Origin of the sequence: Streptomyces sp. NPDC127038, assembly GCF_042725875.1 — a bacterium.
In the GTDB taxonomy this organism is placed as follows: domain Bacteria; phylum Actinomycetota; class Actinomycetes; order Streptomycetales; family Streptomycetaceae; genus Streptomyces.
The window spans coordinates 1-21,259 of sequence record NZ_JBHXDQ010000073.1 but is presented as its reverse complement, the minus strand read 5'-3'; the positions used below and the strand labels follow the sequence as shown (position 1 = coordinate 21,259).

Here is a 21,259-nt window from a genome sequence, read left to right as displayed (position 1 = left end):
CCCGGTGCGGGGTCGCGGCGGGCCGGGGCCCCCGTTCCTCGGCTCCGCCCCCGCCCGTCAGCTCACTTCAGCTGCTCGCGGACGCGCCCGCGCAGGAAGTCCATCGTGAAGCCCCGCGGGTCCACCTTCCCCGGCTGCCACTCCAGGTGGCCGATGACCGAGCGTTCCGTCCAGCCGTGGAACCGGCAGATCGCGGCACAGGCCTTGGCGATGGCGTCGAGCTGCGCCTCGGGCCACGGGTCCTTGCCGTCGCCGAGGTTCTCGCACTCGAAGCCGTAGAAGTGACGGTTGCCGTCGGTGTTCGCCTCGTTGTCGTGCGGCAGCGCCTTCTCGGCGATCACCGCGCGCAGCACGTCGTCGTCGCCGAGACCCGCGTGGTTGGCACGGCCGTAGCCGACCAGGTGCACGACACCGTCCTTGGTGATGACCCCGTGGCACAGCGGTCCGGGCAGGTCCTCGCGGCCCTCGCGGCACAGTCCGACCGTGAGCGCGCCGCCCGAGGTCACCGTGTGGTGGATCATCACCCCGTGCACCGGCCCCCACGGGCCCTTCTGGTTGCGGTTGTGATGCCGCCAGTCGCCGACCTCGACGACATGGACGCCTTCGTCCCTGATCCGGCCCAGGAAACTGTCCGCGGACATGGGCGATGCCATGGCCGACTCCTTCGCGCTGTACGCCGGCCACCCTGCCGTGGCCGTCTGGTACCGCAGCTTCTATAGGCGGCCGGGCCGCCGGGCCCACCCGTTCGCACAGCGTGCGAGCCGATCCGGTCAGCCGGCCGGGAACGGGAACGCCCCTCCCTGCCCAGCTCCGGAGTGATCCATTCCCCCTCATTCGTGTAATGGCACGGGCACGCTCCGTGATGGAAGGCTTGGCCGTGAAGATCAGTGCACGACCGGGAGGGCAATTTTCATGTCGGTAGGCGAAGAGGTCCGCGCGGAGCAGAACCGTCCGCAGCAGAGTCTCGGCACATCAGCCGCGCGGAACCTGGCCACCACCACCAAGTCCGCGCCACAGATGCAGGAGATCAGCTCGCGGTGGCTGCTGCGCATGCTTCCGTGGGTGAACGTGCAGGGTGGCACGTACCGCGTGAACCGGCGGCTCAGCTACTCCGTGGGCGACGGCCGGGTGACGTTCGTCAAGACCGGCGACCGCGTGCAGGTCATCCCCGCGGAACTCGGGGAACTGTCCGTGCTGCGGTCGTACGAGGATCACGACGTACTGGGCGAACTCGCCCAGCGGTGCCAGCAGCGGGAGTTCGCCCCCGGCGAGGTCCTGGCCTCCTTCGGCAGCCGGGCCGAGGAGGTGTTCCTCCTCGCGCACGGCAAGGTCGAGAAGATCGGCACCGGCCCCTACGGGGGCGACGCGGTGCTCGGAGTCCTCGCCGACGGCGCGTACTTCGGCGAACAGTCGCTCATCGACCCGGAGGCCATCTGGGAGTACACGGCCCGCGCGGTGACGGCGGTGACCGTGCTCGTCCTGCCCCGCAACGACCTCGAACAGGTGGCGGAACGCTCGGAGTCCCTGAACGCACACCTCACGGAACTGCGCGCGATCCCGTCGCAGCGCACGAACAAGTACGGCGAGAAGGAGATCGACCTCGCGGCAGGCCACACCGGCGAGCAGGACATCCCGGGCACCTTCGTGGACTACGAGGCGTCCCCGCGCGAGTACGAACTGAGCATCGCCCAGACCGTCCTGCGGCTGCACACCCGCGTGGCCGACCTCTACAACCAGCCGATGAACCAGACCGAGCAGCAGCTGCGGCTCACCGTGGAGGCGCTGAAGGAGCGCCAGGAGCACGAGCTCATCAACAACCGCGAGTTCGGCCTGCTCAACAACTGCGAGTACGACCAGCGGCTCCAGCCGCACGACGGCGTACCGAGCCCCGACGACCTGGACGAGCTGCTCAGCCGCCGCCGCGGCACCAAGCTGTTCCTCGCCCACCCGCGCGCGATCTCCGCGTTCGGCCGCGAACTGAACAAGCGCGGGCTCGTCCCCGAGAGCATCGAGGTGGCCGGCAACCGCATCCCGACCTGGCGCGGGGTCCCGCTCTTCCCGTGCAACAAGATCCCGGTCAGCGACGCCCGGACGACCTCGATCATCGCCATGCGCACCGGCGAGGCCGAACAGGGAGTGGTCGGGCTCCAGCAGGCGGGCATCCCCGACGAGATCGAGCCGAGCCTGTCCGTGCGCTTCATGGGCATCAACGAACAGGCGATCATCTCCTACCTGGTGACGGCGTACTACTCGGCGGCCGTCCTGGTGCCGGACGCCCTCGGCATCCTGGAGAACGTCGAGATCGGCCGCTGGCGGTGACGATCCGCGACGCGGAGCGCCTCGTGGTCCCGCCTTCCGGGGCGGGACCACGGCGGGGGCGCGGTACCGTCGGGAGACCCGCGGAGGAACGGGAGCCGCCGGGCCCGCCCGACGTGCAGGAGGCCGCGGCCGTCCTGGAACGCGCGCGGGCGCTGGTCGACCCCGAACTGCGCCGGGCCCTCGACTCGCTGCCGGGCTCGATGCGCAGGGTCGCCCTGTACCACTTCGGCTGGGAGCAGGCGGACGGCACTCCCGCGGCGGGCAACGCGGGCAAGGCCATCCGCCCCGCGCTCGTGCTGAGCGCGGTCCAGGCGCTCGGCGGACAGCACGCGACGGCCGTACGGGCGGCCGCCGCCGTGGAGCTGATCCACAACTTCAGCCTGCTGCACGACGACCTGATGGACCGGGACACCACCCGCAGACACCGTCCCACCGCGTGGACCGTGTTCGGCGACGCCGACGCGATCCTCGCCGGGGACGCCCTCCAGGCGCTGGCCCTGCGGCTCCTCGCCGAGGACCCGCACCCGGCGTCCCCGGCGGCCGCGGCCCGGCTCGCGGGCTGCGTCGTCGAACTGTGCGCCGGACAGCACACGGACACGGCCATGGAGAAGCTCGGCCCGGACGAGGTCACCCTCGACGAGTGCCTCGCCATGGCCGAGGCGAAGACGGGCGCCCTGCTCGGCAGCGCCTGCGCCATCGGCGCGCTGTACGCGGGGGCGGACGCCGGGGACGTGGAGGCGCTGGACGCCTTCGGCCGGCAGGCGGGGCTCGCCTTCCAGCTGATCGACGACGTGATCGGGATCTGGGGGAACCCGGGCCGCACCGGCAAGGCCGCCGGGGCGGACCTCGCCGCCCGCAAGAAGTCGCTGCCCGTGGTCGCCGCGCTCACCTCGGGCACCCCGGCGGCCGCCGAACTCGCCGGTCTGTACGCGGCGCCGTACCGGGAAGGGGAACTGGAGCGCACGGCGCGGGCCGTCGAGAGAGCGGGCGGGCGCGACTGGGCGCAGGCCCAGGCGGTGGACCGGATGTCCCGGGCCCTGCACGAGCTGTCGCGCGCGGTCCCCGACCCCGAGACGGCGGGCGGGCTCATCGCGCTCGCCGAGTTCGTCACGCGGCGCAGCGACTGAGGCCCGCACCCCGGGCCCTCCGACCCCGGAACCCCGGGCGGCGCGCGGAACCTGACGCCCGCGCGCCGTCCGGCTCCGGAGGCGGGCCCCGCGCGTCCCCACGGCGTGCGGGACCCACGCCCGGCCGCCTCCCGGGTACCCGGCGGGCAGGCGTCCGCACCCAGCCGTATTAGGCTCAACCGCCGTACGGTCGAGGCTGGTTGGGGCGAAGGGCGGGACTGGTCATGGGTGTGGCGATCCGGGTGGCGGGCGAGGCGGACCGGGAACTGGTCGTCGGGCTGCTGGACGAGGCCTTCCAGGACGATCCGGTGAGCAACTGGGTCTTCCCCGACCCCGCGCACCGGCGCGCGAAGCACCCCGGGCTGATGGCGGCCTTCACCGACGTCGTGCTCGCGGAGGGACGCATAGACCTGGCCGAGGACGGTTCGGCGTGCGCGCTGTGGCTGTCCGTGCCCGCCGCGCACCACGACGGCGTGGGCGAGGGGGACACCGGCGGCGACGGGGCGGACGAGGACGGTCCCGCGCAGCTCCGCGCGGCCGTCGACCCGGACAACGAGCGGGTCGAGCTGATCGGCCGGCTGACGGCGGGCATCCACCCCGAGGGGCGGGCCCACGCCTACCTGTGGATGATCGGGGTGGCGCCGGAGCGCCAGGGCGAGGGGCTCGGCGGCGCGCTGATCGAGTCCGTCCTCGACCGCTGCGACCGCGAGGGACTGGCCGCCTATCTGGAGGCCAGCAACGCCCGCAGCCGCGCCCTGTACGAACGGCTCGGCTTCGAGCTCACGGGCAGCCCCCTCGACCTGCCGGACGGCCCGCGCATGTGGCCCATGTGGCGCGAACCGCGTCCAACGGCACAGGTCTAGGTCCGGGGCGGCGGACTCCGGGACCGGCGCGCACGACAGGAAGCGTCCGGTGCGCCGTCCTACCCTGAAGGCATGGGCACCGATGAGCATGTATGTCCCGCATGCGGGCAGCCGGTCGCCACGGTCGTGCACCGGTACAAGACGCTGGGCGCCTGGGTGCCCCGATGGGGTCCCGGACCCTGCCGCAACCCGGACTGCGCGGACTTCGCGCACGAGCCGGGCCACGGACATGCGCAGGCGGAGGCACCGGCGGAGGCGCAGGCGCAGGAGCCGGTGAGGGCGCCGGCACCGGAGCCGGCGCCGGAACAGGCGCGGGCCCTCCCGGAGGAGACCGCGGCCGAGAAGCCCTGACCCGCACCGGATGCCAGTCGGACGACAGTCGGACGCCGGTCGGGCACCGGCCGGACATCATCCGTGCGGCACCGGGAAAAAGAAGTGCGCGGACGTGTAGAGAAACGCGGACCGGCTCCGACGTCCCCTGTGAGAGCCGCCCGCCACGGGCGGTCCGAGCCGAGGAAGCCGAAGGAGCGGACTCATGAAGTACCTGGTGATGGTGCAGGGCACACAGGCCGACTACGAGGGCATGCGGGGCAACGCCTCCGCGCAGTCGCCGGCCTGGAACGAACAGGAACTCCAGGCCATGTACGCCTACATGGGCGCGATCAGCGACGACCTCTCCGAGTCCGGTGAACTCGTCGACGCCCAGGGGCTGACCGACCCCGCGCGGGCCCGCCAGGTCGACCTGGGCCCCGACGGCAAGGCCGTGATCACCGACGGCCCGTACAGCGAGACCAAGGAGCTGATGGCCGGCTACTGGCTGGTCGACTGCGCGAGCCTGGAGCGGGTCACCGAGATCGCCGAGCGGGTCACCCGCTGCCCGGGCCCCGAGGGCGGCACCGGACGCCCGGTCGTCATCCGGCCCGTCCAGGAAGGCGCCGGGGACCTCTGAGCGGGATGACCGGCCCGACCGAGGTCGAGGACCTGCTGCGCCGCCACGCGCCGCAGGTCCTCGGCGCGCTCGTGCGCCGCTACGGGCACTTCGACGCCGCCGAGGACGCCACCCAGGAGGCGCTGCTCGCCGCCGCCGGGCAGTGGCCGGAGAACGGGGTGCCGGACAACCCGCGCGGATGGCTGATCAAGGTCGCCTCGCGGCGGCTCGTCGACGCGCTGCGTGCCGAGCAGGCACGGCGGCTGCGCGAGGAGAAGGCCGCGGCGCTGACCCCGCGCGACGCCTTCACCGCGCCGCCGCCGGGCGCGGACCGCGCCCCGTCCCAGGACGACACGCTCACCCTCCTCTTCCTGTGCTGCCAGCCCGCCCTGTCCCCGCCCGCGCAGATCGCCCTCACCCTGCGCGCCGTCGGCGGTCTGACCACGGCGGAGATCGCGCGGGCGTACCTGGTGCCCGAGGCGACCATGGCCCAGCGCATCAGCCGGGCCAAACAGCGGATCCGGGGCGTCGGCCTCGGCCGCCCCGAGCACTGGGAGCAACGGCTACCCGCCGTCCTGCACACCCTCTACCTGATCTTCAACGAGGGCTACACGGCGACCTCGGGCCGTGCGCTCCAGCGTGCCGAACTCGCCCAGGAGGCCATCCGGTTGACCCGTACGGTCCGGCAACTGCTGCCCGAGGACGGCGAGGTGACCGGGCTGCTGGCGCTGATGCTGCTCACCGACGCCCGGCGCGCGGCGCGGACCGGGCCGCACGGCGAACTCGTCCCGCTCGACGAACAGGACCGCGCCCGCTGGGACGCGGCGGCGATCGAGGAGGGGGTGGGCCTGGTCACCGAGGCACTGGCGCTCGGTCCGGCCGGCCCCTACGCGCTCCGGGCCGCCATCGCGGCCGTCCACGACGAGGCACCTTCGCCGGAGGCGACGGACTGGACCGAGATCCTCGGCCTGTACGACCTCCTCGTCCGCCGGGTCCCGGGCCCCGTCGAGCGCCTCAACCGCGCGGTCGCCGTGGCCATGGTGCACGGGCCGCACGCCGCGCTCGCCGAACTCGACCTGCTGGAGGGCGAGTCGGCCGCAGGACACCGGCTGGACGCGGTCCGGGGCCATCTCCTGGAGCGCGCCGGCGACCCGGCCGCCGCCCGCGCCGCCTACGCGTCGGCGGCCGCCAAGACCCTCAGCCTGCCCGAGCGCCGCTATCTGGAAGTGCGCGCGGCACGGCTGCGGTCATAGCGTGGTCCCCATGTCGGAACCTCTGCTGCACCTGACCGAGCGCTCCCTGTGGGACGCGGCCCGCGCGTCGGGCACCTTCGAGATCTCCACCCGCGGCCGGACCCTGGAGGAGGAGGGCTTCATCCACTGCTCGCTGCGCCGCCAACTCCCCGCCGTGGCGGCCATGGTGTACGGCTCCTACACCGGCCCCGACGACCTGGTGGTCCTGGTGATCGACCCCGAACGGCTCACGGCGCCGGTCCGCTTCGAGGCCATGAGCCCCGGCGGGGAGGAGTTCCCGCACGTCTACGGCCCGATCGAGACGACCGCCGTCGTGGCCGTGGAGCCCTGGGACCCGCAGGGCACCGGCGGCTAAGGCAGGCTGCCCGTCGCGGGGTCGCGGCCGGTCAGGCAGTACACGCCGCCGGCGGGGTCGCGCATCACCGTCCAGCGTGCGCCCCGGCCGACCATGGTCGCGCCGAGGGCCTCGTGGCGGGCCCGGACCGCTTCGACGTCCGAGCAGGCGAGGTCCAGGTGGGCCGAGGTGGGGCGGTCGGTGCCGAGCCGTTGCAGCAGGATGCGCAGCGGCAGCCCGGCGGGCGGCCTGATCAGGTGGAACTCCGGGAGCGCCCCCGGAAGGGACTCCCAGCCCGTGAGCCCGCTCCAGAACACGGCCTCGGCGTCGAACACGCCCGGTGCCAGGTCGATGCTCACCTGGTCGAGGCGGCTCGTCGCCCCGGCCGGACCCTCGACGACCGGCGGCCGCACGGACTGCCCGTCCCAGGGCACCGCGCAGAACAACTGGCCGCCGGGGGAGCGCAGTACGGCCCACCGGCCGTGGTCCGCCACGAGCGCCGCACCCAGGCGCAGCGCCAGGTCCACCAGTTCCGGCACCTCCTCCACGGACAGGCACAGATGCGCGCCCCCGGGGCCGTCCTGGACGCCCTGCGCCTTCACGCAGGCGTCGCCCTCGCCGGGCAGCAGCGTCACGAACTCGCCGCGCTCGCCCCGGGGTTCGGACGGTTCCGTACCGGTGACCGCCGTCCAGAATCCGAGCGCGGTTCCGAGGTCCGCGGCGGGCCGGTCGACGAAGACATGGGTCCACCGGACGACCGGGCCCGTGACCGGCGCGACGGTCTCCGCCCCGCCGCCCCCGCGGCTCATACGGTCTCCAGCGCGATCAGGGCGCGCAGCGACGTCTTCATCCGCGCGACGAAGGAGTCCCGGGCCTCGGGGGAGAGGACGTCCAGGGACAGATACGGGTTGAGGTCCTCCAGCTCGACGAGCAGCAGCTCGCCGCCGGGGGCCCGGCAGGCGTCCACGCGCTGGATGCCGTGCCGGATGTCGTTCCAGTCGACGAACCGCTGCGCGAACTCCCGGTCCTCGTCGGTGGGTTCGTAGGGTTCCAGGGCCCAGCGCCGCTCCGGGTCGGGCGCGTACAGGGCGTACTGGAGGGTGTCGTCGACGAAGTAGAACGACACCTCGTAGCGGAACTCGACGCGCGGCTGGACGAGGATGTCGCCGAACGGCAGGCCGGCGAGCTCCTCGCGCGGCACGAACTCCAGGCCGATGGAGTCCGCCCCCTGCCGGGGCTTCACCACGTACGTCGCGGCCTCGGGCAGCCTGCCCAGGTCCTCTGCGCGGTCGACGGTCGGGATGACGGGGAACCCGGCCGCGGTGAGCTCCAGCAGGTAGCCCTTGCCGGCCATGTCCCCCTTGCCGGAGAGCTGGTTGTAGACGCGGACTCCCTCCGCGAGCGCCCGCTCGCGGAACTCGTCGTAGGCGGCCTGGTGGTGCAGGACGGGACCGCTGTTGCGTACGACCACGGCGTCGAAGCCGGTCGTCAGCGCGGCCGCGTCCAGCGGGTGGCAGACGGCGATGTCGAAGTCCTCGCGCAGCCGCGAGGTCAGGGCGATGTCCTCGTCGCAGTACCGCCGCCCCTTGGCCGGATAGGCCAGGTCGCTGACGAACAGGACGCGGGGGCGTGCGGACGGCACGGTGGCTCCTCGGAGTCGGAGTGTGCGGGCGGATCGTTCCCCGGGCGGCCGGCGCCCGCGGAACCCGTAGTGTCTCTCCCGCCCGTTCCCGGCCTCCCGCCACCCCCGGCCTCCGGTCCCGGCCGGCCCCGGTCTCCCGGCCGGTCCCGGTCTCCCGGCCGGTCCCGGTCTCCGCCGCCCCCGGGCTCCCGGTCAGCGCCCGGCGCGCTTCTGGGTGAAGCGCAGGAGGTTGCCGGCCGGGTCGCGGAAAGCGCAGTCCCGCACGCCGTACGGCTGATCCTCGGGTTCCTGGACGACGTCGGCGCCCGAGGCCCGCACCCGTTCGAACAGCTCGTCGCAGTCGGTCGTCGAGAAGATCACTCCGCGCAGCATCCCCTTGGCCAGCAGCTGGGCCATGGCCTGCTTGTCCGCGGCGGAGGCGTCGGGGTCGGCGGCCGGGGGCTCCAGGACGATCTCCACGTCCGGCTGGAGCGGGGAGCCCACGGTGACCCACCGCATCCCCTCGAAGCCGACGTCGCCCCGGACCTCCAGGCCCAGTACGTCGCGGTAGAAGGCGAGCGCCTTGTCGTGGTCGTCGACGGAGATGAAGCACTGGGACAGTTTCAGATCCATGTCTCCAACCTAGGCCTTGTCCGGCCCCGGCGGAGGGCGCTGTCCCCGGGCTCGTCGGACAGGTCCTAGAGGCGTGTGCCCGGTTCCGCCTCCGGGTTGGGGTGGCGGGCCGGACGGGTCAGCCGGCGGGACACGCAGGAGGGGATGGGGGCGCCGTGGTCGTGCGGACGGGCCCGGTACGCGCTCGGCGTCTCGCCCACCAGTTCGGTGAACCGGGAGCTGAAGGAGCCGAGCGAGGTGCACCCGACCGCGAAGCACACCTCGGTCACCGTCATGTCGCCGCGCCGCAGCAGGGCCTTCGCGCGCTCGATCCGCCGGGTCATCAGATAGGTGTAGGGCGTCTCGCCGAACGCCTCCCGGAAGCTGCGCTGGAAGTGTCCCGGCGACATCAGCGCGGTGCGCGCGAGCGTGGCCATGTCCCACGGCTCCGCGTACGCGCGGTTCATCCGGTCGCGCGCCTGCCGCAGCCGGACCAGGTCTTCGAGCGGTCTGGGATTCGCCACGTCCCCAGAATGGCACAAGGGAACCGCCGCCCCCCGGGGGATCACTGGCCCGGGGGACGGCGGTGGTCGTGTGCGCGCGGGGTCCGCGCGCGGTCAGGCGGCGAGGACCTTGGCCTTGGCCTTCTCGAACTCCTCGGCCGTGATGTGGCCGTGGTTCTTGAGGTCCGCGAGCTTCGCCAGTTCATCGGCCTTGCCGGTGCCGCTGCCGGCGGTCTCCCGGATGTAGGCGTTCATGTCCTCCTGGCTCTTCTGGATGCGCCGCATCTCGCGCTCGCCCATGCCGCGGCCCCGCGCGATCAGGTACACGAAGATGCCCAGGAAGGGCAGGATGACGACGAAGACGCACCAGCCCGCCTTGCCCCAGCCGTTCAGGTCGTCGTCGCGGAAGATGTCCCCGATGACGCGGAACAGCAGCATGAACCAGAGGATCCAGAGGAAGAACCACATCGTGGTCCAGAAGACCTGGAGCAGGGGATAGTCCGCTGCCAGATTGACCGTCGAGCCGTTCATGGTCGAACTCCTGTCGTTGGTGCGACATCTCCGCGAGCGTTGCCTTGGTGTCGGGCGGATCGAACTGTCGCCGGGCGCCGGGTCGCTTTCTCGGGGATTCCGCCCAGGCCCGGCCGCCATGGGTTCGCGGCCGGTCGGCAGGGCCTGGCGGGTCGGTGCGCGGAGCGCGGTGGTCGGGCGGACGGGTCACGTTGCCGCGGTGTCCGCCGGCGGACAGACGCTCGAAGGCGGGGGGCGAGCCGGACCCCCCGGACACACGGGGCGGACCGTGACGGGGCCCTCCGGTGTGCTCGGCGTGGCCGGTGCGACGGCAGGGGCGTCGTACGGGGGCAGGGGCCGCGTCGACGGCGTGCGCCGCGGGGGTCCCTGGCGCCGCGGGGACACGAGGGACCGTACGGGGTCCTTCGGGCCGCCGTGGCGGACGGGCCCGGGGCACGGCACACCCGGCACGGGCCGGATCTGCCGCTGGATGCAGGCCATGAGCGGTGCCCTCTCTGACGCGTGACGTCTTGCTTCGGCTCCAGAGTGCGGTCGTCCCCCGGCCCGCCGGATCACCCTTCGCGGGTGAGCTCGCGGATCCGGCCGGCAGGGGCTCCCGGGTGGTCCTCGCGGCTCCGGGGACCCGGTTCACCTGCGGTCCGGCCGTCCCCCTGCGTCCCCGCCCGCCGTATCCGGCCCGTTCCCCGCGGGTGGTCCGCCGTCCCCGTCCTCGCGCGCGAGGGAGTCCCGCAGCCGGGGAAATCCGGTGTCGAGCTGTTCGTCGACCCAGGCCAGGCGCCGGTCGGGCGGCCCGGCGGGGCGGTCGTGGCCGCTCTCGCGGAGGTCCTCCAGGAGGGTGCGGAGGCGCAGGAGGACCATCGGGGAGTTCCTGGCCGCCGGGATCACGTCGTCGAGCGCGGTCCGCAGGAAGTCCTCGCGGCCGGGCATCGGGACGACCACGCGTACGGTGCCGGCCCGGTCGGCGACCGTGTGCCGCCCGCGCTCCGGAACCGGCCGGGACAGCAGGTCCTCCACGGCGTCCAGCGCCTGCACCGCGGTGGCGGGGTCGTTGACCGCCGGGGACAGGGCCCGGAGCGCGATGTCGGCGAGGAGGCGGAACGCGAGGCCGGGATCCTGGTCGAAGGTCCGTTCGGCGCCGGTCTCCAGGGCGCGCAGCACGGCGGAGGCGGGGAGGTCGCCGTCGTGGACCTCGGCGACCGCGGCTCCGTGCCGCAGGGTGGTGCCGGGGCTCACCCGCAGGACGACGACGGCGCCGGCCGCCCCGGCGGCCTCCGCCAGCCGGCCGGTGTCCACGCGCCGCAGCACCGTGCCGTCCCCCGGCCAGCGAACCGTCGACCACGTCCGGCCCGCCGCATCGTCGGACCTCCACCCACCGGACTCCGCGGACACCCCGCCCCCGCCACCCGTGCCCGCCGCCCCCGCCGTGTCTGCGCCGCCGCTGCGGAGGGCGTCGAGGGCGTCGAGGGCGCGGCCGCCCCGTTCGCGGACGGAGCGCAGGACCGGGGCCAGCTGGATCGCGGCGACCGCCTGGAGCAGCAGGCCGCGCAGCAGTGTCAGCAGCAGGAGCAGCAGGACGCCCGTGACGGCGGGCACGATCACGGTGACCTCGTCCCGGCCGGCGACGTCCAGGGCAGCGGTGGCACAGAAGACGGCCAGTCCGATGACGAAGGCGAAGGTCCGCCACACGATCGGCGCGTCCCGGAAGAGGGTGAGCCGGGGGGTGAAGGTGGTGGCCGCCCACTGCACCACCAGGAACAGCACGGAGAAGATGACGGTGGCCGCGCCGAGCACCCCGAACGCGGTCGCGAGCAGCAGCTCGGCCACCGGGCGGGCCGGCAGCGAGGGCCCCCCGCGGAGCTCAGGGACGACCAGGCCAAGACCCAGTCCGACGCCGACGGAAGCCAGTTGCAGCAGGCCCGAGCGCAGCCGCCGCCGACGGCCGAACGCGGCACGGCCGGTGCGGACGGAGGCGTTCCGGCCGGCCGCCGCGAGAACGTTCATCGGACATCCTCCGGGCCGGTCCCGGGGCCGGCGGAACGCGGACCCGCCCCTCAAGGTTCGCCGCCGACGCGGCCCTCCGCATCACCGCTCCCCGCCCGGCGCTCTCACCCCTCGCAGGTGAGCGGCCGGGGCGGAGGGGAGCTCCGTACGCTCACCCGTCCTGGATTCCCGGACCTTTTTCCGCTCCCGGAGGGCGCGGTGCCGGGGCCCGGGTGGAAGGTGGTAGGGCGAGGGTGTGAGCGGGAGCGTTCCGGGGCGGACGGATGTCGCCCGCACCGGGGGATGCCACATCGGCGGGCGCGACCGACGATGGCAGGGCATCGCAGCGGACCCCGCGCCCCGGCCCCGAGGGAAGTGCTCGTATGCGCTACGAATTCCGCATCGCCGGCATTGTTTCGGACACGCTCGCCTCGGCCTTCTCCGAGCTCGACAGGGTTCGTACGAAGGAGCAGACCCTGTTCTTCGGCACGGTCATCGACGACGCCCATCTCTACGGACTGCTCACCCGGTTCCAGGCCCTGGGCCTGCGGGTGATCGAGATGCGCCAGATGCCCGTGTGACCACGGAACCCCGGCCGCCCCCGGAAAAGCAGAACGCACCCGGTCCGTCGGGACGCCGGGTGCGGCGCCCCCGCGGACCGGGTGCGGACGAGCAGGCGGCGCGAGCCGCGCGGACGCGGTTCGGACGGCCCGGACGAAGGTCAGGCCTTCTTGGTCTCCCAGAAGATCTTGTCGATCTGGGCGATGTAGTCCAGCGCCTTCTGGCCCGTCGCCGGGTCGGTGGACGCCTTCGCGGCCGAGAGGGCCTTGAGGGTGTCGTTGACCAGCTGGTGCAGCTCCGGGTACTTCTCGAAGTGCGGGGGCTTGAAGTAGTCGCTCCAGAGCACCGACACGTGGTGCTTGGCGAGCTCGGCGCGCTGCTCCTTGATGACGGTGGCGCGAGCCTGGAAGTGCGGGTCGTCGTTGCCGGCCATCTTGTCCTGGACGGCCTTGACCGACTCCGCCTCGATGCGGGCCTGGGCCGGGTCGTACACGCCGCAGGGCAGGTCGCAGTGCGCGCTGACCTTGACCTTGGGGGCAAACAGGCGGGAGAGCATTGAGCTGTCCTTCCTCGTGATCGTCTTCTCAGGTGGGACATTACTCCGTGGGAGAGGGTATTTCGCGAGTGCCCCCATGGGCTTACGACAAAAGTCCGGGGTGAAACTGGGACTGGTGGAGGATAGGACCGGGGAGGTGCCGTCGATGCCGGAGCTGTCGCAGGAGACCGAGCGGGGGAAGGCCCTGCTGCCCTTCGGGGCCGCGGAGGTGACGGGCCCTTCGATGGTGCCCACCCTCCAGCACGGGGACAGGCTCGTCGTCCACTGGGGGGCGAGGGTGGGGCCGGGTGACGTCGTCGTCCTGCGGCACCCGTTCCAGCAGGACCTGCTCGTCGTGAAGCGGATCGCGGAGCGGCGCGACGGCGGCTGGTGGGTGCTCGGCGACAACGCGTTCGCGGGCGGGGACAGCACCGACTACGGAACCGTCCCCGAGGAACTCGTCCTCGGGAAGGTGCGGTTCCGGTTCCGCCCGCCGAAGTCGGGTCAGCGTTCGCCGTTCGCCGTGGTCCGCTGGGTGCTGGTGGCCGCCAGGCCCGTGCTTCCCGCCCGGTCCGCCTCCAGGCGCTTGCGGGCGCGGTAGGCGGCGACGTTGGCGCGGGTCGCGCAGCGGTCCGAGCAGTAGCGCCGGGAGCGGTTGGTCGAGGTGTCCAGGTAGGCGTTGCGGCACGGGGCCGCCTCGCACAGGCCGAGCCGGTCGACGCCGTACTCGGTGAGATGGAAGGCCAGTCCCATCGCCGCGATCGCCGCGTAGCCCGCGGTCGCGTTCGAGGGGTGGTCCGCCAGGTGCATGTGCCACAGCGGACGGCCGTCGTCGTCGCGGTGGTCGTGCCCCGAGATCTGCGGGCTCACCGGGAATTCCAGGAGCAGCGAGTTCAGCAGGTCCACGGCGAGGGTCTCCTCGCCGCCGGCTGCCGCCTCGAAGACCGCGCGCAGCCGCCCCCGTACCGAACGGAAGCGGGTGACGTCGGCCTCCGCGGCGCGCCGGGCCGCCGAGGCGTTGCCCCCGAACAGGTCGCGCACGGCCTCGACGGAGGTCAGCGCGTCCTTGCCCCGGGCCGGTTCCTCGGTGTTGACGAGGCGGACGGCGTAATCCGAGTAATAGGCCAGTTCCACTTGTAGTCCTTACGGAGGCGCTCTATCGTCGTGGCGGTGGTCAGGTAACAGCTGATCGCGCTTACAGGGTATTACGTGGTCGACTGGAGGAGGGGCTTTCATGGCCATCGGCACCGGAACCGACTGGGACGCCTGGCAGCGGAGCTGGGACCGGCAGCAGGAGTGGTACATGCCGGACCGCGAGGAGCGCTTCCGGGTGATGCTCGACATGACCGAGGCGCTCACCGGACCCGCGCCCCGCGTCCTCGACCTCGCCTGCGGCACCGGCACCATCACCGCCCGGCTGCTCGCCCGCCTCCCCGGAGCCACCAGCACCGGCGTCGCCCTCGACCCCGCCCTCCTCGCCATCGCCGAGGGCACCTTCGCCGGCGACGACCGCGTCACCCTCGTCACCGCCGACCTCAAGGACCCCGACTGGCGCGCCCGGCTGCCGTACGACACGTACGACGCGGTCCTGACCGCCACCGCCCTGCACTGGCTGCACAGCGGACCCCTCACCGTCCTCTACGGCCAGATCGCCGAACTCGTCCGCGACGGCGGTGTGTTCATGAACGCCGACCACATGATCGACGAGACGACACCCCGGATCAACGCCGCCGACCGCGCCCAGCGCCACGCCCGGATGGACCGGGCAAGGCTCGCCGGCGCCCTCGACTGGGCCGATTGGTGGAAGGTGGCCGCCCAGGACCCCGTCCTCGCCGGACCCACCGCCCGCCGCTTCGAGATCTACGGCGAGCACGCCGACGGCGACATGCCCTCCGCCGACTGGCACGCGCGCGTCCTGCGCGAACAGGGCTTCGGCGAGGCCCGCCCGGTCTGGCGCTCCCCGTCGGACGCGCTGGTGCTCGCGGTCAAGTAAGCCACCCGCGAACCCTGTTGGAGGCGGTACGGAAAATCCGTACCGCCTCTTCCGCGTCCTGCGGCACCTCCCGCCGCACTGGAAGGGTGAGACGGTCCGCGAGCGCGGGCCGGGAAGGGGGCGGGATGACGCGCGGCGAGGAAGCCGCTCTGCACGCTTTCGTGGAGGGCAGACGGACGGCCCTGTTCCGCAGTGCCTATCTGCTGTGCGGCAATCGCGACGAGGCCGAGGACCTCGTCCAGACGACGCTGGTGAAGGTCGTCCTCGGCGCGCGGCGGCACGGACGCCTCGAAAGTCTCGAGGCCTACGCGCGCAAGACGCTGGTCAACACCTTCATCTCCGCCCGCCGCCGGTTCTGGCGGCGCGAGCACGCGTACGGCGAGGTGCCGGACGTGGCGGGGCGGTCGGTCGACAGCGACACGGGACTCATGGTGCGGGCCGCGCTCGCGGAACTCGCGCCGAAACAGCGGGCCGTGCTCGTCCTGCGCTACTGGGAGGACCTGAGCGTGGCCGCCACGGCCCAGGTCCTCGGGATGCGCGAGAGCACGGTCAAGAGCCACACGGCCAGGGGACTCGCGGCACTGAGGGCCGCGGTGCGGGAGGAGTACGCATGAATCAGGAAGCGGAGACGGAGTACGTGAGGGAGCTGCTCGGGCGGGCCGTGGGCGACGTCCGGGTGCCCGGGAGCCCGGGCGGCGAGGCGGTCTTCGCCAAGGCCTCGCGGGTGCGGTGGCAGCGGCGCACGGCGGTGACCGGCGCCGTCGCGGCGGCCGTCGCGGCCGGGCTGGTCCTCGGACCCGGCGTGCTTTCCGGCACCGGGCACGGCACGAGCGTGGCGAGCACGCCGACGGCCGGCGAGTACACGACGAAGGCGGGCCGCTTCGCGAAGCTGCTCCCCGCCGGGACCGGGAAGATCAGCGAGATCTCGCTGGTGCGTCTGTTCAAGCAGGATCCGAAGGCCCCCGAGCCCAAGCCGGTCGGCCCGTACGACGGCGCCTACGCCGTCGCCCGGCCCGGCGGGGTCGGCTACATCTCCGTGGGCGTGGTCACCCCGTCCGTGGTCTCGGCGAAGACGGGCGGCAAGGGTCTGGGCAACCCCTGCAAGGACGCTCCCAAGGACGGACGCCTCGGCTGCACCACGCGGAAGCTGTCCGACGGCAGGCTCCTGGCCGTCTGGGAGACGCCTCCGTCCGATCCCGCCCTGCACCCGGTTCCGGCCGGGGGGCGGGAGTTCGAGGCGCGGCTGGTCCTGAAGGACGGCGGCTTCCTCGATGTGCGGGCCAGCACCGGATTCCAGGGCAAGGGCCGGCTCGGCCCGCTGCTCAAGACCCCGCCGCTGACCCGGGCCCAGCTCGCCGAGCTGGTCCAGAACCCGGCTCTGCTGAAGTAACGGACGGGGCGGAGACAGCGGAAGGGGCGGTACGGGAGACCCGTACCGCCCCTTTTCCTGCGCCCAGGGGCGCGGGTGTTCCGGTCAGAGGACCTTCGACAGGAACGACTTGGTGCGCTCGTGCTGCGGGTCCGTCAGGACGTCACGCGGGTTGCCCGACTCGACGACCACACCGCCGTCCATGAAGACCAGGCTGTCGCCGACCTCACGGGCGAAGCCCATCTCGTGCGTGACGACGACCATCGTCATACCGGACTCGGCGAGGTCGCGCATGACGTCGAGGACGTCACCGACCAGCTCCGGGTCCAGCGCCGAGGTCGGCTCGTCGAAGAGCATCAGCTTCGGGTCCATCGCCAGCGCGCGGGCGATCGCCACACGCTGCTGCTGGCCGCCGGACAGCTGCGAGGGGTAGTTCTTCGCCTTGTCGCCGAGGCCGACGCGCTCCAGCAGCTCCATCGCGCGGTCCCGGGCGTCCGACTTCTTGACGCCCTTCACCTGGATCGGCGCTTCCATGACGTTCTCGACGGCCGTCATGTGCGGGAACAGGTTGAAGCGCTGGAAGACCATGCCGATGTCACGGCGCTTCAGGGCGACTTCGCTGTCCTTGAGCTCGTAGAGCTTGTCGCCCTTCTGGCGGTAGCCCACCAGATCGCCGTCGACGTACAGGCGGCCGGCGTTGATCTTCTCCAGGTGGTTGATGCACCTCAGGAAGGTCGACTTGCCGGAGCCGGACGGGCCGATCAGGCAGAACACCTCACCGGTGTTCACCTCCAGGTCGATGCCCTTGAGGACCTCCACCGGGCCGAAGGACTTGTGCACGCCCTCCGACTTCACCATCGCGGTCATGCCTTGCCCCTCCCACTGCCGAGCCCGAGCATGTTCGTCTTGATCTTCTGGAAGACCGTCGGCGGCAGGCTGCGGCTGGAACCGCGTGCGTAGTAGCGCTCCAGGTAGTACTGGAAGACGCTGAACACGCTGGTCATGGCCAGGTACCAGATGGAGGCCACGAACAGCATCTCCATGACGGCGTACGACGTGGAGCCGATCGCCGAGGTGGAACGCAGCAGCTCGTTGTACGTGACCGCGTACACCAGCGACGAGGTCTTCAGCATGTTGATGAACTCGTTGCCGGTCGGCGGCACGATCACCCGCATCGCCTGCGGGATCACGATGCGGAACAGCGTCTTGGTGTGGCTCATGCCGAGGGCCTGGGCGGCCTCGGTCTGGCCCTCGTCGACGGCCAGCAGGCCGGCGCGGCAGATCTCGGCCATGTACGCGGCCTCGTTCAGACCGAGACCGAGCAGGGCGCACATGAACGGGGTCATGACGTCCGTCATGTTGTTCTTGTAGATCGGCCCGAGGTTCAGCACCGGGAAGATCAGCGCCAGGTTGAACCACAGCAGCAGCTGGACGTAGACCGGGGTGCCGCGGAAGAACCAGATGTACAGCCACGCGACCGTGCTGGTCACCGGGTTCTTCGAGAGCCGCATCACCGCGAGGAGGATGCCGAGCACCACACCCACGATCATGGCGAGGATGCTGATCAGCAGCGTGCGGCCGGCACCCTGGACGACGGTGGAGACGAAGAGCTGGTCGCCCACCGTGTGCCACTGGATGTTGCCGTGCGAGAACGCGATCCCGAGCGCCACCAGCAGCGCGAGGACGATGACGCCGCTGATCCACCGGCCGTAGTGCCGGACGGGGATCGCCTTGATGGTCTCCGGAGCCGGCCCGGACGCCGCACCCGCGGACACCGAGTCGCCCGGGGGCGGGGTGTCCGAGGGGGACTTGTCGAGTTTGTCAGTCACGTGACTGCCCTTCAGTGGTGCGCTCGGCTTACTTGCCGCCGTTGATCGCGGACTGCGAGATCGCGCCGGACTGGGCGCCCCACTTCTCCAGGACCTTCTGGTACGAGCCGTCCTTGATGATCGCGTCGACGGCTTCCTTCAGCGCGTCGCGGAGCTGGGTGTTCTTCTTGTTCAGGATGATGCCGAACGGTCCGGCGTCGTACTGCTTGTTGATGACCTCGAAGGCCTTGCCGCCGTCGGCCTTGTTGGACAGGTCGACCGCCACCGGGTAGTCGTTGATGCCGGCCACGGCACCGCCGGACTTCACACGGGTCTGGGCCTCGGTGTCGTTCTGGAACGACTCGATGTTGATGGCCTTCTTGCCGGCGTCCGTGCACTTCTTGGACTGGTCCTTCAGGGCCGTCTCGTACGTCGTGCCCTGCTGCACCGCCGCGACCTTGCCGCAGAGGTCCTCGATGCCCTTGATGCCCTCGGGGTTGCCCTTCTTCACGTAGATGGCCGTACCGGCCGTGAAGTAGTCCACGAAGTCGACGCCCTCGCCGAGCTTCTTGCCCTTGTCGTCCAGGCCTTCCTGGCGCTGCTTGTTGTCCGTGATGGACGACATGCCGATGTCGTAGCGGCCCGAGTTGACGGCGGTGATCAGGCCGTCGAAGGAGCCCGAGGTGAACTCGAACTTCACGCCGAGCTGCTTGGCCAGCGCGTCGGCCAGGTCCGGGTCGACACCGACGATCTTGCCGCCCTCGGTCGACTCCATGGGCGCGTACTCGGCGTTCGTGCCGACCTTGACGACACCCGCGTCCTGGATGCTCTTGGGCAGCTTGGAGAAGAGCGGCGCACTGTTGGTGGCCGTGCCGGAGCTGTCCTTCTTGGTCTGGTCACCGCAGCCGGTGAGGACCAGTGCGCCGGCGACCGCGATCGCGCCGACCGCTGCTATCCGGGACTGCGCGGCCTTGGTACGACGGGTGGTGCGTGCGGTCATGAGGGTTCCTCCGGCGGATCTGGGAGTAGCCGATAGGTCGACGGAAACACACACCATCGAGTGTCGCGACCTCGTGTAATGACGGCATCTTGCCATTCGGACCGCGAGATTCAGGGTGGCCGCTATGTCAAAATCGGATAACGGGTGACCCCCGAACCAACGCCGGGCCGTCCGGTGGCGCCGGATCTTGTCCGGGAATCCGTTCTTCCGGCGGGAAGATCTTCGGTGCATCGCCGCAGGCGGAAGACCGCTACACGGCACTCGTGTCCGAACGAGGACATGTCGGTACGTGTCAATGGATCAGGGCATGAGTCATCTCACCGACGTGTGATCTTGGCTCTATGGACTCGTCCTCGACACCATCCGTCCGGTAAGAAGGTTCTTTACACCCCTCATCCGGGGCTCAGGGCGCGTGTGCGGCGCGCCCGTCGCGCAGCGGCCCGTACGCAACCACGGCGGCAGGGCCTGCGCGGTGCCCGCCCACCCCTCAACCAGGAGTGGCCACCCTCGATATTGAAGACTTAAGGGGTAAAACAAAGTGGCAGCGGAGATCGTCAATCCTCGCAGCGACAGCAGTACGGATCACGAAGGCGGGGCAGAGCCCCTCGATTCCTTCGACCCGGCTTTCGCGCTGCACCGCGGCGGCAAGATGGCAGTGCAAGCCACCGTGCCCGTCCGCAACAAGGACGACCTGTCCCTGGCTTACACGCCCGGCGTCGCGAAGGTGTGCAGCGCGATCGCCGAGCAGCCGGAACTCGTCCACGACTACACGTGGAAGTCGTCCGTGGTCGCTGTGGTGACCGACGGCACGGCAGTGCTCGGGCTCGGTGACATCGGCCCGGAGGCCTCGCTCCCCGTCATGGAGGGCAAGGCCATTCTGTTCAAGCAGTTCGGCGGTGTGGACGCGGTGCCGATCGCGCTCGCCTGCACCGGCGTCGACGAGATCGTCGAGACCGTGGTCCGGCTCGCTCCCTCCTTCGGCGGAGTCAACCTGGAGGACATCTCGGCACCGCGGTGCTTCGAGATCGAGCGCAGGCTCCAGGAGCGACTGGACATCCCGGTCTTCCACGACGACCAGCACGGGACCGCGGTGGTCACCCTCGCGGCCCTGCGGAACGCCGCCAGGCTCACCGGGCGCTCGCTCGGCGACCTGCGCGCGGTGATCTCCGGCGCGGGCGCGGCCGGTATCGCCATCGCCAAGTTCCTGCTGGAGGCGGGCCTCGGTGACGTCGCGGTCGCCGACCGCAAGGGCGTCGTGTCCCGTGACCGGGACGACCTGACGGACGTCAAGCGGGAGCTGGCGGAGATCACCAACAAGGCGGGGATCTCCGGTTCGCTGGAGGAGGCGCTCGCGGGCGCCGACGTCTTCATCGGCGTCTCCGGCGGTACGGTCCCGGAGCCGGCGGTCGCCTCCATGGCTGAGGGTGCCTTCGTCTTCGCGATGGCCAACCCGAACCCCGAGGTGCACCCGGAGATCGCCCACAAGTACGCGGCCGTCGTCGCGACCGGGCGGTCGGACTTCCCGAACCAGATCAACAACGTGCTGGCCTTCCCGGGGATCTTCGCCGGTGCGCTCCAGGTCCGGGCCTCCCGGATCACCGAGGGCATGAAGATCGCCGCCGCCGACGCGCTGGCCGCGGTCGTCGGGGACGACCTCGCCGCGGACTACGTCATTCCCTCGCCGTTCGACGAGCGGGTGGCTCCGGCGGTGACGGCCGCGGTGGCGGCCGCCGCCCGTGCGGAGGGCGTCGCCCGCCGCTGACGCGCAGCGCCCCGCTTGGCCCCGCCGGAAAGCTTCCGGCGGGGCCAAGGGTTTTTCGCCCCCTCCGCCCCTGCCCGTCCCGTCACGGGGGCGCCGCCCCCGGACCCCCGCTCCTCAATCGCCGGAGGGGCTGAATTTTCCTCGCCGGAGAGTTCCAGCC

25 protein-coding genes are annotated in these 21,259 nt (G+C 71.8%); 13 read left to right on the top strand and 12 right to left on the bottom strand.

The window, feature by feature from the left end; genetic code table 11:
* Window positions 1-62: 62 nt before the first annotated feature.
* Window positions 63-653 (bottom strand): N-acetylmuramoyl-L-alanine amidase, encoded by a 591-nt coding sequence (locus ACFWI4_RS34810; RefSeq protein WP_387204702.1) that lies wholly within the window; start codon window positions 651-653, stop codon window positions 63-65.
* A gap of 259 nt (window positions 654-912) precedes the next feature.
* On the opposite strand from ACFWI4_RS34810, the gene ACFWI4_RS34805 reads away from it, so the two are divergent.
* From ACFWI4_RS34805 to ACFWI4_RS34775, 7 genes are all read left to right on the top strand, one after another.
* Window positions 913-2,319 (top strand): family 2B encapsulin nanocompartment shell protein, encoded by a 1,407-nt coding sequence (locus ACFWI4_RS34805; protein ID WP_339131401.1) that lies wholly within the window; start codon window positions 913-915, stop codon window positions 2,317-2,319.
* A gap of 2 nt (window positions 2,320-2,321) precedes the next feature.
* Window positions 2,322-3,446: a family 2 encapsulin nanocompartment cargo protein polyprenyl transferase gene (locus ACFWI4_RS34800; protein WP_387204751.1), complete on the top strand. Its 1,125-nt coding sequence runs from the start codon at window positions 2,322-2,324 to the stop codon at window positions 3,444-3,446.
* 224 nt (window positions 3,447-3,670) lie between these two features.
* On the top strand, window positions 3,671-4,309 hold the full coding sequence (locus ACFWI4_RS34795; RefSeq protein WP_387204699.1) for a GNAT family N-acetyltransferase: 639 nt from the start codon (window positions 3,671-3,673) through the stop codon (window positions 4,307-4,309).
* 72 nt (window positions 4,310-4,381) lie between these two features.
* Window positions 4,382-4,660, top strand: a complete 279-nt coding sequence (locus ACFWI4_RS34790) for a hypothetical protein (RefSeq protein ID WP_387204696.1) — start codon at window positions 4,382-4,384, stop codon at window positions 4,658-4,660.
* A 184-nt stretch (window positions 4,661-4,844) separates the two neighbouring features.
* Window positions 4,845-5,258 carry a YciI family protein gene (locus tag ACFWI4_RS34785; RefSeq protein WP_385400850.1) on the top strand — a complete coding sequence of 138 codons (414 nt, stop codon included), beginning with the start codon at window positions 4,845-4,847 and terminating at the stop codon, window positions 5,256-5,258.
* A gap of 5 nt (window positions 5,259-5,263) precedes the next feature.
* The gene (locus ACFWI4_RS34780; protein WP_387204692.1) at window positions 5,264-6,490 is read left to right on the top strand and encodes an RNA polymerase sigma factor; all 1,227 of its coding nucleotides are present in this window, start codon (window positions 5,264-5,266) and stop codon (window positions 6,488-6,490) included.
* Window positions 6,491-6,500: 10 nt separating this feature from the next.
* The gene (locus tag ACFWI4_RS34775) at window positions 6,501-6,845 is read left to right on the top strand and encodes a DUF952 domain-containing protein (RefSeq protein ID WP_387204689.1); all 345 of its coding nucleotides are present in this window, start codon (window positions 6,501-6,503) and stop codon (window positions 6,843-6,845) included.
* Here ACFWI4_RS34775 and ACFWI4_RS34770 read toward each other — a convergent pair.
* From ACFWI4_RS34770 to ACFWI4_RS34745, 6 genes are all read right to left on the bottom strand, one after another.
* Window positions 6,842-7,633: a VOC family protein gene (locus ACFWI4_RS34770; RefSeq protein ID WP_387204686.1), complete on the bottom strand. Its 792-nt coding sequence runs from the start codon at window positions 7,631-7,633 to the stop codon at window positions 6,842-6,844. The two genes, ACFWI4_RS34775 and ACFWI4_RS34770, sit on opposite strands and share 4 nt — an antisense overlap.
* The gene (locus tag ACFWI4_RS34765) at window positions 7,630-8,466 is read right to left on the bottom strand and encodes a hypothetical protein (RefSeq protein ID WP_387204683.1); all 837 of its coding nucleotides are present in this window, start codon (window positions 8,464-8,466) and stop codon (window positions 7,630-7,632) included. The genes ACFWI4_RS34770 and ACFWI4_RS34765 overlap by 4 nt, the downstream gene beginning before the upstream one ends.
* Before the next feature lie 192 nt (window positions 8,467-8,658).
* On the bottom strand, window positions 8,659-9,078 hold the full coding sequence (locus ACFWI4_RS34760; RefSeq protein WP_385400864.1) for a VOC family protein: 420 nt from the start codon (window positions 9,076-9,078) through the stop codon (window positions 8,659-8,661).
* A 65-nt stretch (window positions 9,079-9,143) separates the two neighbouring features.
* Window positions 9,144-9,524: a helix-turn-helix transcriptional regulator gene (locus ACFWI4_RS34755; protein ID WP_385400921.1), complete on the bottom strand. Its 381-nt coding sequence runs from the start codon at window positions 9,522-9,524 to the stop codon at window positions 9,144-9,146.
* A 150-nt stretch (window positions 9,525-9,674) separates the two neighbouring features.
* On the bottom strand, window positions 9,675-10,091 hold the full coding sequence (locus tag ACFWI4_RS34750; RefSeq protein ID WP_385400868.1) for an SHOCT domain-containing protein: 417 nt from the start codon (window positions 10,089-10,091) through the stop codon (window positions 9,675-9,677).
* A gap of 627 nt (window positions 10,092-10,718) precedes the next feature.
* Window positions 10,719-12,092: a DUF2254 family protein gene (locus ACFWI4_RS34745; RefSeq protein WP_387204679.1), complete on the bottom strand. Its 1,374-nt coding sequence runs from the start codon at window positions 12,090-12,092 to the stop codon at window positions 10,719-10,721.
* A gap of 362 nt (window positions 12,093-12,454) precedes the next feature.
* On the opposite strand from ACFWI4_RS34745, the gene ACFWI4_RS34740 reads away from it, so the two are divergent.
* Complete coding sequence (locus ACFWI4_RS34740; RefSeq protein WP_385400874.1) at window positions 12,455-12,652, top strand: hypothetical protein; 198 nt, start codon at window positions 12,455-12,457, stop codon at window positions 12,650-12,652.
* Between the two features lie 140 nt (window positions 12,653-12,792).
* Here ACFWI4_RS34740 and sodN read toward each other — a convergent pair whose 3' ends face one another.
* A complete protein-coding gene (gene sodN / locus ACFWI4_RS34735) occupies window positions 12,793-13,188 on the bottom strand; it encodes a superoxide dismutase, Ni (RefSeq protein WP_053662116.1) in 396 nt (131 codons plus the stop codon).
* Between the two features lie 145 nt (window positions 13,189-13,333).
* Between sodN and sodX the strand changes: the two genes are divergently transcribed.
* Complete coding sequence (gene sodX / locus ACFWI4_RS34730; RefSeq protein WP_385400877.1) at window positions 13,334-13,768, top strand: nickel-type superoxide dismutase maturation protease; 435 nt, start codon at window positions 13,334-13,336, stop codon at window positions 13,766-13,768.
* Here sodX and ACFWI4_RS34725 read toward each other — a convergent pair.
* The gene (locus tag ACFWI4_RS34725; RefSeq protein ID WP_385400879.1) at window positions 13,672-14,301 is read right to left on the bottom strand and encodes a CGNR zinc finger domain-containing protein; all 630 of its coding nucleotides are present in this window, start codon (window positions 14,299-14,301) and stop codon (window positions 13,672-13,674) included. The two genes, sodX and ACFWI4_RS34725, sit on opposite strands and share 97 nt — an antisense overlap.
* A 100-nt stretch (window positions 14,302-14,401) precedes the next feature.
* Between ACFWI4_RS34725 and ACFWI4_RS34720 the strand changes: the two genes are divergently transcribed.
* From ACFWI4_RS34720 to ACFWI4_RS34710, 3 genes are all read left to right on the top strand, one after another.
* Window positions 14,402-15,160, top strand: coding sequence for a class I SAM-dependent methyltransferase (locus ACFWI4_RS34720; RefSeq protein ID WP_387204674.1), 759 nt, complete (start codon window positions 14,402-14,404; stop codon window positions 15,158-15,160).
* Window positions 15,161-15,285: 125 nt separating this feature from the next.
* A complete protein-coding gene (locus tag ACFWI4_RS34715; RefSeq protein ID WP_387204671.1) occupies window positions 15,286-15,774 on the top strand; it encodes a SigE family RNA polymerase sigma factor in 489 nt (162 codons plus the stop codon).
* Window positions 15,771-16,550 (top strand): hypothetical protein, encoded by a 780-nt coding sequence (locus tag ACFWI4_RS34710; RefSeq protein WP_387204668.1) that lies wholly within the window; start codon window positions 15,771-15,773, stop codon window positions 16,548-16,550. Before ACFWI4_RS34715 ends, ACFWI4_RS34710 begins: the two co-directional genes overlap by 4 nt.
* 84 nt (window positions 16,551-16,634) lie before the next feature.
* Here ACFWI4_RS34710 and ACFWI4_RS34705 read toward each other — a convergent pair whose 3' ends face one another.
* Genes ACFWI4_RS34705 through ACFWI4_RS34695 form a run of 3 tightly spaced genes read right to left on the bottom strand, consistent with a single transcriptional unit; the run spans window position 16,635 to window position 19,337 of the window.
* Window positions 16,635-17,396 (bottom strand): amino acid ABC transporter ATP-binding protein, encoded by a 762-nt coding sequence (locus ACFWI4_RS34705; RefSeq protein ID WP_387204665.1) that lies wholly within the window; start codon window positions 17,394-17,396, stop codon window positions 16,635-16,637.
* The gene (locus ACFWI4_RS34700; protein ID WP_385400892.1) at window positions 17,393-18,358 is read right to left on the bottom strand and encodes an amino acid ABC transporter permease; all 966 of its coding nucleotides are present in this window, start codon (window positions 18,356-18,358) and stop codon (window positions 17,393-17,395) included. Before ACFWI4_RS34700 ends, ACFWI4_RS34705 begins: the two co-directional genes overlap by 4 nt.
* Before the next feature lie 28 nt (window positions 18,359-18,386).
* Window positions 18,387-19,337: an ABC transporter substrate-binding protein gene (locus ACFWI4_RS34695; protein WP_387204662.1), complete on the bottom strand. Its 951-nt coding sequence runs from the start codon at window positions 19,335-19,337 to the stop codon at window positions 18,387-18,389.
* A 538-nt stretch (window positions 19,338-19,875) separates the two neighbouring features.
* Here ACFWI4_RS34695 and ACFWI4_RS34690 point away from each other — a divergent pair.
* Window positions 19,876-21,099, top strand: a complete 1,224-nt coding sequence (locus tag ACFWI4_RS34690; protein WP_385400897.1) for an NADP-dependent malic enzyme — start codon at window positions 19,876-19,878, stop codon at window positions 21,097-21,099.
* Window positions 21,100-21,259 lie beyond the last annotated feature (160 nt).